At 71.6% G+C, this 12,502-nt stretch carries 8 protein-coding genes; 3 read left to right on the plus strand and 5 right to left on the minus strand.

The annotated features are described in order from the left end of the window. Positions 1-2: 2 nt before the first annotated feature. Positions 3-1,871, minus strand: coding sequence for a molecular chaperone DnaK (gene dnaK / locus HGB54_RS12220; RefSeq protein ID WP_168916655.1), 1,869 nt, complete (start codon positions 1,869-1,871; stop codon positions 3-5). A 173-nt stretch (positions 1,872-2,044) separates the two neighbouring features. Here dnaK and HGB54_RS12225 point away from each other — a divergent pair, with 173 nt between their 5' ends. After that, entirely contained in the window at positions 2,045-3,502 is a 1,458-nt protein-coding gene (locus tag HGB54_RS12225) for an MFS transporter (RefSeq protein WP_168916656.1), read from the plus strand. Between the two features lie 398 nt (positions 3,503-3,900). On the opposite strand, the gene HGB54_RS12230 is transcribed toward HGB54_RS12225, so the two are convergent. Further along, a complete protein-coding gene (locus tag HGB54_RS12230; protein ID WP_168916657.1) occupies positions 3,901-5,208 on the minus strand; it encodes an ATP-binding protein in 1,308 nt (435 codons plus the stop codon). 8 nt (positions 5,209-5,216) lie between these two features. Between HGB54_RS12230 and HGB54_RS12235 the strand changes: the two genes are divergently transcribed. Then, a complete protein-coding gene (locus HGB54_RS12235; protein ID WP_168914635.1) occupies positions 5,217-5,426 on the plus strand; it encodes a hypothetical protein in 210 nt (69 codons plus the stop codon). A gap of 46 nt (positions 5,427-5,472) precedes the next feature. Then, the gene (locus HGB54_RS12240; RefSeq protein ID WP_168916658.1) at positions 5,473-5,973 is read left to right on the plus strand and encodes a DUF2510 domain-containing protein; all 501 of its coding nucleotides are present in this window, start codon (positions 5,473-5,475) and stop codon (positions 5,971-5,973) included. Between the two features lie 22 nt (positions 5,974-5,995). On the opposite strand, the gene treZ is transcribed toward HGB54_RS12240, so the two are convergent. From treZ to glgX, 3 genes are read right to left on the minus strand one after another with little or no spacing between them, the layout of a single operon-like run. Continuing rightward, entirely contained in the window at positions 5,996-7,846 is a 1,851-nt protein-coding gene (gene treZ / locus HGB54_RS12245) for a malto-oligosyltrehalose trehalohydrolase (RefSeq protein WP_168916659.1), read from the minus strand. Then, complete coding sequence (gene treY, locus HGB54_RS12250; protein ID WP_228545842.1) at positions 7,843-10,227, minus strand: malto-oligosyltrehalose synthase; 2,385 nt, start codon at positions 10,225-10,227, stop codon at positions 7,843-7,845. The genes treZ and treY overlap by 4 nt, the downstream gene beginning before the upstream one ends. Beyond that, on the minus strand, positions 10,224-12,437 hold the full coding sequence (glgX, locus tag HGB54_RS12255) for a glycogen debranching protein GlgX (protein ID WP_168916660.1): 2,214 nt from the start codon (positions 12,435-12,437) through the stop codon (positions 10,224-10,226). Before glgX ends, treY begins: the two co-directional genes overlap by 4 nt. Between the last annotated feature and the right edge of the window lie 65 nt (positions 12,438-12,502).

The following is a 12,502-nucleotide window of genomic DNA, read 5'->3' on the forward strand; positions in this document are numbered from 1 at the left end:
GACTACTTCTTGTCCTTGTCGTCCTCGTCGTCCACGATCTCGGCGTCGACGACGTCGTCATCGTCCTTCGCGCCGGTGGAGCCCTCGGCGCCCTCCGCGCTCGCGTCGGCGGCCGCGGCCTGCGAGGAGGCGTAGATGGCCTCGCCGAGCTTCGACTGCGAGGCGTTGAGCGCGTCGAACGCGGTCTTCACGGCCGCGTCGTCGTCACCCGCGAGCGCCGTCTTGAGGGCATCCACATCGGCCTGCACCTCGCCCTTGACGTCGTCGGGCAGCGAGGCCTCGTTCTCCTTGATGAGCTTGTCGATCGAGTAGGCGAGCTGCTCGGCGTTGTTGCGCACCTCGGCCGCCTCGCGGCGCTGCTTGTCCTCCGCCGCGTGCTCCTCGGCCTCGCGCACCATGCGCTCGATGTCCTCCTTGCCGAGCGACGAGCCGCCCGTGATGGTCATCGACTGCTCCTTGCCGGTGCCCTTGTCCTTCGCCGAGACGTGCACGATGCCGTTCGCGTCGATGTCGAAGGTGACCTCCACCTGAGGGATGCCGCGGGGGGCCGGCGCGATGCCGGTGAGCTCGAAGGTGCCGAGGTTCTTGTTGTCGCGGGTGAACTCGCGCTCGCCCTGGAAGACCTGGATCGCGACCGAGGGCTGGTTGTCGTCGGCCGTGGTGAAGGTCTCGCTGCGCTTGGTCGGGATGGCCGTGTTGCGCTCGATGAGCTTCGTCATGATGCCGCCCTTGGTCTCGATGCCGAGGCTCAGGGGGGTGACGTCGATGAGCAGCACGTCCTTGCGCTCGCCCTTCAGCACGCCGGCCTGCAGGGCGGCGCCCACGGCGACGACCTCGTCGGGGTTCACGCTCTTGTTGGGCTCCTTGCCGCCGGTGAGCTTCTTGACGAGCTCGGTGACGGCGGGCATGCGGGTCGAGCCGCCGACGAGCACGACGTGCGCGATGTCGGAGACCTTGACGCCGGCCTCGCGGATGACGTCGTCGAAGGGCTTCTTGGTGCGGTCGAGCAGGTCGCTCGTGAGCTCCTCGAACTTGGCGCGGGTGAGCGACTCGTCGAGGTTCGCCGGGCCGTTCTCGGTGAGCGAGAGGTAGGGCAGCTGGATGTTCGTGCTCGTCGAGCCCGAGAGCTCCTTCTTCGCCTGCTCGGCGGCCTCCTTGAGGCGCTGCTTGGCGATCTTGTCGTTCGAGACGTCGACGCCGGTCGAGTCCTTGAAGCGCTTGATCAGGTAGTCGACGACGCGGGAATCCCAGTCGTCGCCGCCGAGGCGGTTGTCACCGGCGGTCGAGCGCACCTGGATGGTCGAGAAGTCGTCGTCCTTGCCCACCTCGAGCAGGCTGACGTCGAAGGTTCCGCCACCGAGGTCGAAGACGAGGATGAGCTCGTCCTCCCTGCCCTTGTCGAGGCCGTAGGCGAGCGCGGCCGCGGTGGGCTCGTTGATGATGCGCAGCACGTTGAGGCCCGAGATCTCGCCGGCCTCCTTGGTGGCCTGGCGCTCGGCGTCGTTGAAGTACGCGGGCACGGTGATGACGGCGTCGGTCACCGGCTCGCCGAGGTACTGCTCGGCGTCGCGCTTGAGCTTGGCGAGGATGCGGGCCGAGATCTCCTGCGGGGTGTAGTTCTTGTCGTCCACCGCCTGCTTCCAGTCGGTGCCCATGTGGCGCTTGACGCTCGCGATGGTGCGGTCGACGTTGGTGACGGCCTGGCGCTTGGCGGTCTCGCCGACGAGCACCTCGCCGTCCTTCGTGAAGGCGACGACGGAGGGGGTGGTGCGGAAGCCCTCGGCGTTCGCGATGACGGTGGGCTCACCGCCTTCGAGGACGGAGACGACGGAGTTGGTGGTTCCGAGGTCGATACCGACGGCACGAGCCATGAGATTGCTCCTTCTAAGATCGGGGGCGCGGCAACTTGAGCCGCGCAGTATCAAGTTTCCCGACCCGCTCGATGCGTGTCAAGTCGAGGGGCGGAAACTTGAGCGGCATCGACTCAATTCCCAGGTGCGCGTCGTGCTACCGGCTGTTCACCGCCCGCGGGTACCGTGAGCCCATGAGCCCCGAGCCCACCGACGACGGCGTCGGCCGCGTTCCGCCCGTCCCGCGCGTCTCCAACACCCGTGCCGTCGGCACCATCGGGCAGGCGACCCTGACCGATACGCCCGTGCCGAAGAGCATGGTGCGGGCCTGGGCGCTGTGGGACTGGGGCTCGGCATCCTTCAACGCCGTCGTCACCACCTTCGTCTTCAGCACCTACCTGGCCAGCTCGCTCTTCATCGATCCGGCGATCGTCGCGGCCGCCGGTGAGAACGAGCGGGATGCTGCGCTCGTCGCCGCGGAGGCCGCCAACACGACCGTCATCTCGGGGGCGCTCACGATCGCGGGGGTGCTGATCGCCCTGCTCGCGCCCATCCTCGGACAGCGCTCCGACGGATCGGGGCGCCGCAAGTTCTGGCTCGCCATCAACACGGGCCTCGTCGTGCTGGCGATGCTCGCCATGTTCTTCGTGGCCCCCGTGCCCGCGTACCTGTACCTCGGGGCCGCGCTGCTGGCGATCGGCAACATCTTCTTCGAGTTCGCGAGCGTCAACTACAACGCGATGCTCGTGCAGGTCTCGACCCCGGCGACCGTCGGCCGCGTCTCGGGCTTCGGCTGGGGCATGGGGTACGTGGGCGGCATCGTGCTGCTGATCATCCTGCTGGTGCTGTTCATCCAGAGCTTCGGCAGCGAGACGGGCAACGGGCTGCTCAACGTGCCCTTCGGCGCCGACGGCGGGGCGCTCGACATCCGCCTCGCGATCGTCGTCTCCGCGATCTGGTTCGCGATCTTCGCCATCCCGGTGCTGCGGAAGGTGCCCGAGATCCCCCGTCAGGAGCGCGCGAACAACGTCTCCTTCTTCGGCAGCTACGCGAATCTCTGGCGCACGGTGCGCACCCTCGCGAAGAAGAGCCCGAACGTGCTGCTCTTCCTGCTCGCGAGCGCCGTCTTCCGCGACGGCCTCGCCGCGGTCTTCACCTTCGGCGCCATCATCGCGGCGCAGGTCTTCGGGTTCACCTCGGCCGAGGTCATCTACTTCGCCGTCGCCGCGAACGTCTTCGCCGGCATCGGCACCTTCATCGGCGGCTGGATCGACGACCGCTTCGGCGCGAAGCGCGTCATCATCGGCGCGCTCATCGGGCTCATCATCGCCGGCTCGGCGGTGCTGTTCATCGGCGACGCGAAGACGGGCTTCTGGATCGCCGGGCTGTTCCTCACGCTCTTCGTCGGCCCGGTGCAGGCCGCGAGCCGCTCCTTCCTCGCCCGCATCACGCCTCCCGGCCGCGAGGGCGAGATCTTCGGCCTCTACGCCACGACCGGCCGCGCCGTGTCGTTCCTCGCCCCCGGGCTCTTCAGCCTCTTCGTCGCCACCACCGGCGACACCCGCTTCGGCATCATCGGCATCGTGCTCGTGCTGCTCGCCGGCCTGCTGCTCATGCTGCCGGTCAAGGCGAAGCAGAGCGTCATCGAGTAAGCGCGCGGCCGCGGGCCGGCGGCGGGCGGGCGGCGGCCGCGCTGCACGCCGGGCGAGGTGGGCGCGCTGGGCGTGCGGCACGCTCGGCGCAGTCGGCGTGAGGCGCGGTTCGAACACGACGACCGCGACGAGGCGCTCTCGATTGCCCACGGTGGGCACTCGACATTCACCGTCGAGCTCCTTCCACTCTGCAGGATCTTCGCGAGGATACGTCGTTGACGTCCTGCAGAGTGGAAGGGCCGAAGGTGTTGTGGCCGCACCGGTCGCCGAAGCTGGGGCGCACGGGGGGCACGGGGCGCCGCCGGGCCGGCCGCACGCCACAGCACCCCCGCAGCGCGCCGCGCGGCGAGCGCGACCGGCGCCGCGGGTCGGCGGGGCCGCGGGTCGGCGGGGCCGCGTCAGGTGCGCGCGAGCGCCGCGATGTCCTCGCGGAACTCGAACGCCTCCGTCGACGACACCGTCGCCCGCGTGCGGTCGATCGCCGCGAGGTAGTCCGCCGTCGACGGCCCCGTGAGAGCCCCCGCCGGGCCGTCCGCCCACTCGACGGAGGCGACCCCGAAGACCGACTGCTCCAGCGCCGCCTGCGAGGCCGAGCGAGCGGCGAACTCGATGTCGGCGGGCGAGTAGCCGTCGGTCCGCGCGACGAGCAGCGCGAGGTCGATCGACGCCGCGGCCTGCTCGGGGATGTAGCGGCCCCAGATGGCCTCGCGCGCGGCGGCGTCGGGGAGTCCGATCGGGATGACGTAGTCGAAGCGTCCGTGGCGCAGGAAGGCGGCATCCAGCGCTCGGATGAAATTGGTCGCGCAGATCAGCAGGCGGCCCGGGGAGTCGCGGAAGGCCGGGATGATCTTCAGCAGCTCGTTCGTGACGCCCTGCATGGCCGAGGGCGGCTCGCCGCCGCGCTGGCCCGCGATCTCCTCCACCTCGTCGATGAAGACGATGACGTGATCGAGCTCGGCGATGCGCGTGAACGTCTCGCGCAGCCCGCCCGCGAGCCCCTGCGGGCCGTGCGCCAGCCGCGAGGGGAACACCTCGACGAACGGCCACTGCAGCCGCGAGGCCACCGCCTTCGCGAACGTCGTCTTGCCGGTGCCGGGAGGGCCGAACAGCACGATCGACCGCGGCGCCTGCACGCCGAAGCGGTCGGCGAGGCCCGGGTCGGCGAGCGGCAGCACGAGGCGCCGCTCCAGCAGCTCCTTCTCGGTCTGCATCCCCGCGATCGACCCCCACAGATCACGGGGCAGGATGCGCCCGCCGAGGTCGCGCAGCACCGCCAGCTCGCGCTGCTTCACCGGGATCTCGCGCTCGAAGTAGCTGAGGTGCGCCCGATCGGCGAAGCCGGCGCGAGTCAGGGCGCCGATCTGCTGCTGCTCGTCGGGCACCAGGATCGACAGCTTCGTCAGGCCGTGCGGGGCCATGCCCTGCTCGAGCGCCGCGAGCAGCTTGCCCGCGATGCCCGAGCCGCGGGCGGGGGCCGTGACGGCGAGGAAGACGATCCAGCCCTGGTCGTGTGCGGCGCGCGCGACGGCGACGCCGAGCACCCGATCGCCGTCCACCGCGACCACCGCGTGGTCCTTCTCGCACGAGGCGAGCACCTCGGCGAGCGCGTAGACCGGCTCGACCCCCTCGGTGCGCACCTCGTCCCACAGCCGCAGCACGGCATCCATGTCGGCGGGCTGGTAGTCGCGCAGGCGCATCGAGGTCATGGCGCATCGTGGCAGGGGATGCTGATGACCGGTCGGCGCTCCGCTGGGATTCCGCCCCCAGCCGCGGTGCGCCCTCGCTCGAGCGCCTCGCCCCGCTCGGCATCGCGCGCGTCTCGTTCGGTCCGCAGGTGCTCGGGCTCACCCTCGCGCACCTCGGTGCGGCCGCGGCGCAGCTCACGGCGCGGGGCGAGTACCCGGCGGGGCCGGCCGCGCGGTAGGAGCTGTATCGGCGGGCGACCAGACACGGTCGGCGAGAATGAGCGGGTGAGCATCCCGTACCCCGATGACGTCGACGAGGGCGACTCCGACGGCGTACGCCCCGGCTGGCAGCCCGACCCCGAGCGACCCGGTTACGAGCGGTGGTTCGACGGCTCGGACCTCATCGGGCCCGCCGAGAAGGAGCCCGGCCCGTTCTCGGCGTTCAGCCCCGCGGTCACCCGGTCGATGCGGCCGGGGCCGAACCGGGATGCGGCTCGCGCGCGGGCGAGCATCATCGCGGTGCTGCTGGGCTTCGTGCTGCAGCAGTTCGCGGCGGCGAGAGCGCTGCCGGTTCCCGGGCTCGAGCCGACCGGCGTCGTGCTGCTCGCCCTGATGATCTCGGCCAGTGCCGCCATCATCACCGCCGTCTTCGCCGCGCGGGCGCTGCGGCGGGCGCCCCGGCTCGGCGGGCGCGGCATCAGCTCGCTCGCGCTCGGCATCGCCGTCGTGCTCGGCCTCGCGCCCGTGCTGCTGCTCGTCGCGATCGCCGTCGGCGGCGGACTGTAGCCCGCGCCGACGGCATCGGGGCTCAGCGCAGCCGCACCACCGCGGCCGACCAGGCGGGCAGCACGAGCCGGCTCACGCCGACCGCGTCGTCCGCGGCGAGCATGATCTTCGACGAGGTCGCCAGCAGCAGGCGCTCGCCCGCCTCGCGCTTCCAGTCGAACTCGGCCGGCTCGTCGAAGGCGACGCAGACGGCGACGAGACCCGCGGCGTGGTCGGTGAGCCCGGCGCCCCGGCGCATCTCGAACGCCGTCGGCGGAGCATCCGCTGACGGACCGGTCGTCGTCGCCGCGGTGTGGGCGAAGCGGGCGTCGGTGAGCTCGGGCGACTCGCGCCGCAGCTTGATGAGGGCCCGGTGCAGGCGGAACAGGCGCGCGTGCTCGTCGCCCTCGAGCTCGCTCCAGTCGAGGCGCGAGTTCTCGAACGTCGAGAGCGCCTGCGGGTCGGGCACGACCGACTCGTCCCAGCCCATCTTCACGAACTCGGCGAGCCGGCCCTCCGCCGTCGCCCTGCCGAGCTCGGGCTCGGGGTGCGACGTGAAGAACTGCCAGGGCGTCGTCGCGCCCCACTCCTCGCCCATGAAGAGCATGGGCGTGAACGGGGTGGTGAGGTTGAGCACCGCGGTGACGGCGAGCCGGTCGGCGGTGAGGCCCTGCGAGAGCCGGTCGCCCGCGGCGCGGTTGCCGATCTGGTCGTGGTCCTGCGCGAACGTCACCAGCCTCCAGGTCGGCACCTCGGCCGGGATGGGCTTGCCGTGCTCGCGCTCGCGGAACGAGGAGTACGTGCCGGCGTGGAAGAACCCGCCGGTCGTGGTCGTGCGCAGGGCATCCCGCGTCGCGAAATCGGCGTAATAGCCCGCCGACTCGCCCGAGACGGCCGCGTGCATCGCGTGGTGGTGGTCGTCGCTCCACTGCGCGGTGAGGCCGTAGCCGCCCGCCTCGCGGGGCAGGATGAGCGTCGGGTCGTTGAGGTCGCTCTCGGCGATGAGCGTCAGCGGCCGGCCGAGGTGCGCCGAGCGGGCATCGGTCTCCTCCGCCATCGACTGCAGGATGTGCACGGGGCTCTCGTCGACGAGCGCGTGCACGGCGTCGAGGCGCAGGCCGTCGACGTGGAAGTCCTCGAACCACATCGCGAGGTTGTCGAGCACGTAGCGCCGCACCTCGGGGTGGGCGACGTTCACCGAGTCGCCCCAGGTGTTCGCCGTCCCTTCGCGCAGGTACGGGCCGTACAGCGGCAGGTAGTTGCCGCTGGGGCCGAGGTGGTTGTAGACGACGTCCTGCACGACCGCGAGGCCGCGCGTGTGGCAGGCGTCGACGAAGCGGCGGTAGCCCTCGGGCCCGCCGTACTGCTCGTGCACGGTGAACCACAGCACGCCGTCGTAGCCCCAGTTGTGCGTGCCGTTGAACCCGTTGACCGGCAGCACCTCGACCATGTCGACGCCGAGCTCGACCAGGTGGTCGAGGCGGGCGATCGCGCCGTCGAAGGTGCCCTCGGGCGAGTAGGTGCCGATGTGCATCTCGTAGATGACGGCGCCGGCGAGCTGCCGGCCCTGCCACCCCTCGTCGAGCCAGGCGAAGGCGGCGGGCTCATCGAGCGCGCTGAGCCCGTGCACGCCCTCGGGCTGGCGGCGCGAGCGGGGGTCGGGGCGGGGATGCTCGTCCCCATCGATGAGGAACCCGTAGCGGTCGCCCGGCTCGAGCGTCCCCTCGGCGACCCACCAGTCGTCGTCGCCGCGGGTCATCGGCACGCGGTCGACGACCTCGGATCGCACGCGGTGCAGCGCGAGCTCGCCGGCGCGCGGCGCCCAGACGCGGGCGTCGCGCGCGGTGCGCTCGTTGCTCGGCTCGGTCGGCTCGGTCGTGGTCTCGAACGTCATGCGGTCTCCTCCTCGACGAGCAGCGCGACGGGGTAGGTGTCGAGCACCTCCGCCAGCCGCAGCTCGCCTCCGTCGTAGCGGCGCCCGGTGAAGGCGTCGAGCACCGGGCGCTGCGGCAGCACGATCACGGTGTCGCCCCAGCCGCCGGCCGCCTCGAGACCCACCGGCAGGCGGGTCGCGACCGCGACGGCGCCGCCGCGGTCGAACACGATCGCGTGGGCGGCGGCCGATCCGAGTGCCGGCAGGGGGGCGTAGCGGGTGAACAGCTCGGGCCGGTCGCGGCGCACGCGCAGGGCGCGGCTCGTGACGAGCAGCTTCGCCGCGGCGGTGTCGTCGATGGCGGGCATCCAGTCGGGGGTCGCCGAGGGCGCCTCGCCGTCGATGCGGGTGAGCAGCGCGCGCCGCTCGTCGTAGTCGACGGGGCGGCGGTTGTCGGGGTCGACGAGGCTCGTCTCCCACAGCTCGCTGCCCTGGTACACGTCGGGCACGCCGGGGGTCGCGATCTGCAGCAGCTTCGCCGCGAGGCCGTTCGACCATCCCGCGGGGGCGACGGCGCCGACGAACTCGTCCACGAGGGCGCGCAGCGCACCGCCCTCCTCGAGCACGGCGTCGATCGCCGCGTGCATGCGGGCCTCGAACTCCTCGTCGGGCGCCGTCCAGGTGGTGGCGGTGCCGGCCTCGCGCGAGGCCTTCTCGGCGTAGGCGTGGGCGCGGTCGGCCGAGATCGGCCAGGCGCCGACGAGCGACTCCCACAGCAGGTTCTCGAACGGGCCGTCGCCGAGGGGCACGGCGGCGCGCAGCTCGCCCAGCAGGGTCTGCCAGGCCTGGGGGATCTCGGCGAGCACGTGGATGCGCGCCCGGGTGTCCTCCCCGCGCTTCGTGTCGTGCGTCGACAGCGCCGTGAGCGAGGCCGGGTAGGCGCCCTGGCGCACGAGCTGGCGACGGTGGAACTCGTCGACGTCGACCGCGAACTCGGCCGGGTCGGCGCCCACCTCGGTGAGCGAGGCGAGGCGCGAGACCCGGTAGAAGGCCGTGTCCTCCACGCCCTTCGCCATGACCATGCCGCTCGTCTGCTGGAACCGCTGCGCCACCGGCTGCGCGGCGTCGCCGAGCAGGGGCGCGAGCGCGTCGAAGGCGGCCGACAGATCGGGGCGGGATGCCCGAGCGGCGGTCAGCGAGGCCTCCAGCTGCTCGGCCCCCACGGGCAGGTACGAGCGGTACACCGGGAAGCAGGCGAGCAGCTCGGCGAGAGCGTCGGCGGCGTCGGGAACGGGGTGCGGCAGCTCGCGCTCGAGCCGCAGCACCTCGCTGCGCAGGATGGTGTCGGCGATGCGCCGCTTGGTGCGGCGGATGAGCGCGTGCCAGTCGAGGGTCTCGGCGGGAGCATCCGTGCCCTCGGCGCGCAGCGCGGCGTCGAGCGCGTCGAGCGCGCCCCGGCCGGCGGGGTCGACGAGCACGCGGTCGATGGTGGCGAGGGCGTCGTAGCCGGTGGTGCCGGCGGCCTGCCAGAAGGCCGGCAGCTGCTCGTCGCCCTCGAGGATCTTCTCGACCCACACCGGGGCGTGCCCGGTGGCGGCGGCGAGGTCGTCGAGGTAGCCGCCCGGGTCGAGCAGGCCGTCGGGGTGGTCGACACGGATGCCCTGCACGAGCCCCTCGCGCACCCAGCGCACGATCTCGGCGTGCGATTCCTCGAACACCCACGGCACCTCGACGCGCACGGCGGCGAGGGTGTTGACGGCGAAGAAGCGGCGGTAGTTGAGGTCGGCGTCGGCGCGCGTCCAGTGCACGAGCTCGTAGTGCTGGCGGCCGAGCACGGCCAGCAGCTCGTCGTGCGTGGCGGCGGCGCGGTCGGCGACGTCATCGGCAGAGCCCGCGGTGAGCGGGTACTCGGTGCCGTAGACGCTCACGCTGTCCTCGCCGAGCACGACCTGCCCGTCGGCGACGACCTGCTCCAGCTCCTCCCCCAGCACCGGGATGCGCAGCCGACCCTGCCCGAAGGCCCAGTCGACGTCGAAGGCCTCGGCCATCCGGCCCTCGCGGCCGTCGCGCAGCAGCTGCCACCACCAGCCGTTCTGGCGCGGATCCGCGACGCCCATGTGGTTCGGTACCGTGTCGACGAGCACCCCCATGCCGTGCTCGCGCGCCGCGGCAGCCGCGCGCTCGAGGCCCTCGGCCCCGCCGCGCTGCTCGTCGACGCGGCCGTGGTCGGTGACGTCGTAGCCGTGCGTCGAGTCGCGCGTCGCCTGCAGCAGCGGCGAGAGGTACAGCCAGTCGGCGCCGAGCAGGCGCACGTAGTCGGCGAGCGCCGCCGTCTGCTCGAGCGTGAAGTCGGCGCTCACCTGCAGGCGGTACGTGGAGCGGGGCAGCTCGGTGGGGCTCACGAGGGCGTCACCACCGAGATCGAGGAGGTCTCGGTCGAGACGGGCGGCGACGAGATCGACAGCGACACGGCGTCGTCCACCGTGTGCTCGGCGACCTGGTGCTCGCGCAGCACGACGAGGCTGATGCCCTCGAGCTGCATGGATGCCCCGGCCTCCAGCACGGCGGCCGCGTCACCGAGACCGCTCGTGTCGACGAGCCGCTCCCAGCGCGCGCCGTACTCGGCGGGCGGCAGCGTCGCCTCGATCGGCTCGGTGTGGGCCGAGTAGTAGACGAGGAAGTGGCGGTCGACGATCGGCTCGCCGCGGTCATCCCGCCCCCGGATGCCGTGGCCGTTGAGGAAGACGCCGACGGTGCGGCCGAAGCCCGACTCCCAGTCGGTGTCGTCCATCGCGGTGCCGTCGGGGCGCAGCCAGACGGCGTCGGGCAGGGGCTCGCCCTCGCTGCGGCGCGCGGGGCGGCCGTCGAAGTAGCGGGTGCGGCGGAAGGTCGGGTGCTCGCGGCGCAGCCGCACGAGCGAGCCGACGAACTCGATGAGCGACTGGTCGGCGTGCTCCCAGTCGACCCACGAGAGCGCGTCGTCGTGGGCGTAGACGTTGTTGTTGCCCTTCTGGGTGCGGCCGAGCTCGTCGCCGTGGGCGAGCATGGGCACGCCCTGGCTGAGCAGCAGCGTCGCGAGGAAGTTGCGCACCTGGCGCGCCCGCAGCGCGAGCACGATGGGGTCGTCGGTCGGCCCCTCGACGCCCATGTTGTACGAGCGGTTGTGGCTCTCGCCGTCGTTGTTGCCCTCGCCGTTCGCCTCGTTGTGCTTCTCGTTGTACGAGACGAGGTCGCGCATGGTGAAGCCGTCGTGCGCGGTGACGAAGTTGATGCTCGCGACCGGGCGGCGGCCGTCGGCCTCGTAGAGGTCGGCCGAGCCGGTGATGCGGGCGGCGAACTCGCCGAGCGTGCCCTCCTCGCCGCGCCAGAAGTCGCGCACGGTGTCGCGGTACTTGCCGTTCCACTCCGTCCACAGGGGCGGGAAGTTGCCGACCTGGTAGCCGCCGGGGCCGATGTCCCAGGGCTCGGCGATGAGCTTCACCTGCGAGACGATCGGATCCTGCTGCACGAGGTCGAAGAAGGTCGACAGGCGGTCGACGTCGTAGAACTCGCGCGCGAGCGTCGCGGCGAGGTCGAAGCGGAACCCGTCGACGTGCATCTCGGTGACCCAGTACCGCAGCGAGTCCATGATCAGCTGCAGCGAGTGCGGGTGGCGCACGTTGAGGCTGTTGCCCGTGCCGGTGTAGTCGCGGTAGTACTGCGGCTCGTCATCCATCAGCCGGTAGTAGGCGGCGTTGTCGAGGCCCTTGAACGAGATGATCGGGCCCATGTGGTTGCCCTCGGCGGTGTGGTTGTAGACCACGTCGAGGATGACCTCGATGCCGGCGACGTGCAGCGACTTCACCATGTTCTTGAACTCCTGCACCTGCTGACCGCGGTCGCCGGCGGAGGAGTACGAGTTGTGCGGGGCGAGGAACCCGATGGTGTTGTAGCCCCAGTAGTTGGTGAGGCCCTGGTCGACGAGGTGCTTGTCCTGCACGAACTGGTGCACGGGCATGAGCTCGATGGCGGTGACGCCGATGCGCTTGAGGTGGTCGACGATCGCGGGATGCCCGATGGCCGCGTAGGTGCCGCGGATCTCCTCGGGGATGTCGGGGTGGGTCATGGTGAGGCCCTTGACGTGCGCCTCGTAGATGACCGACTGGCTGTACGGCACGCGCGGCAGGCGGTCGCCGGCCCAGTCGAAGAAGGGGTTGATCACGACGCCGAGCATGGCGTGCTTGCCGGAGTCGAGGTCGTTCTGCTTCTCGGGGTCGTCGAAGTGATACGGGAACAGCGACTCGTCCCAGTCGATCTGCCCGTGGACGGCCTTCGCGTAGGGGTCGAGCAGCAGCTTCGCGGGGTTGGCGCGGCGACCGGTGGCGGGGTCGTTGACGCCGTGCACGCGGAAGCCGTAGAGCTGCCCGGGCTGCACGGTGGGCAGGTACGCGTGCCAGACGAAGGCGTCGACCTCGATGAGCTCGACGCAGGTCTCGACGCGCTCGCCGTCCGCACCGATGTCGATGAGGCAGAGGTCGACGCGCTCGGCCGCCTCGCTGAAGATGGCGAAGTTGGTGCCGTTGCCGTCGAAGGTCGCACCCAGCGGGTACGGGGTTCCGGGCCAAGTGTGCATGGGGGTGCCTCCCTGATCGCCTCACAGCGTAGGGGCGACCGCGGCACGGGCGCCCGCGGCCGTGA

Source organism: Microcella flavibacter, from assembly GCF_012530535.1.
Taxonomy (GTDB): Bacteria; Actinomycetota; Actinomycetes; order Actinomycetales; family Microbacteriaceae; genus Microcella; species Microcella flavibacter.

Excerpts from the sequence above, each read along its gene's own strand:
- dnaK (WP_168916655.1), bottom strand. The coding sequence starts at position 1,871 with ATGGCTCGTGCCGTCGGTATCGACCTCGGAACCACCAACTCCGTCGTC.
- HGB54_RS12225 (WP_168916656.1), top strand. The coding sequence starts at position 2,045 with ATGAGCCCCGAGCCCACCGACGACGGCGTCGGCCGCGTTCCGCCCGTC.
- HGB54_RS12230 (WP_168916657.1), bottom strand. The coding sequence starts at position 5,208 with ATGACCTCGATGCGCCTGCGCGACTACCAGCCCGCCGACATGGATGCC.
- treZ (WP_168916659.1), bottom strand. The coding sequence starts at position 7,846 with ATGACGTTCGAGACCACGACCGAGCCGACCGAGCCGAGCAACGAGCGC.
- glgX (WP_168916660.1), bottom strand. The coding sequence starts at position 12,437 with ATGCACACTTGGCCCGGAACCCCGTACCCGCTGGGTGCGACCTTCGAC.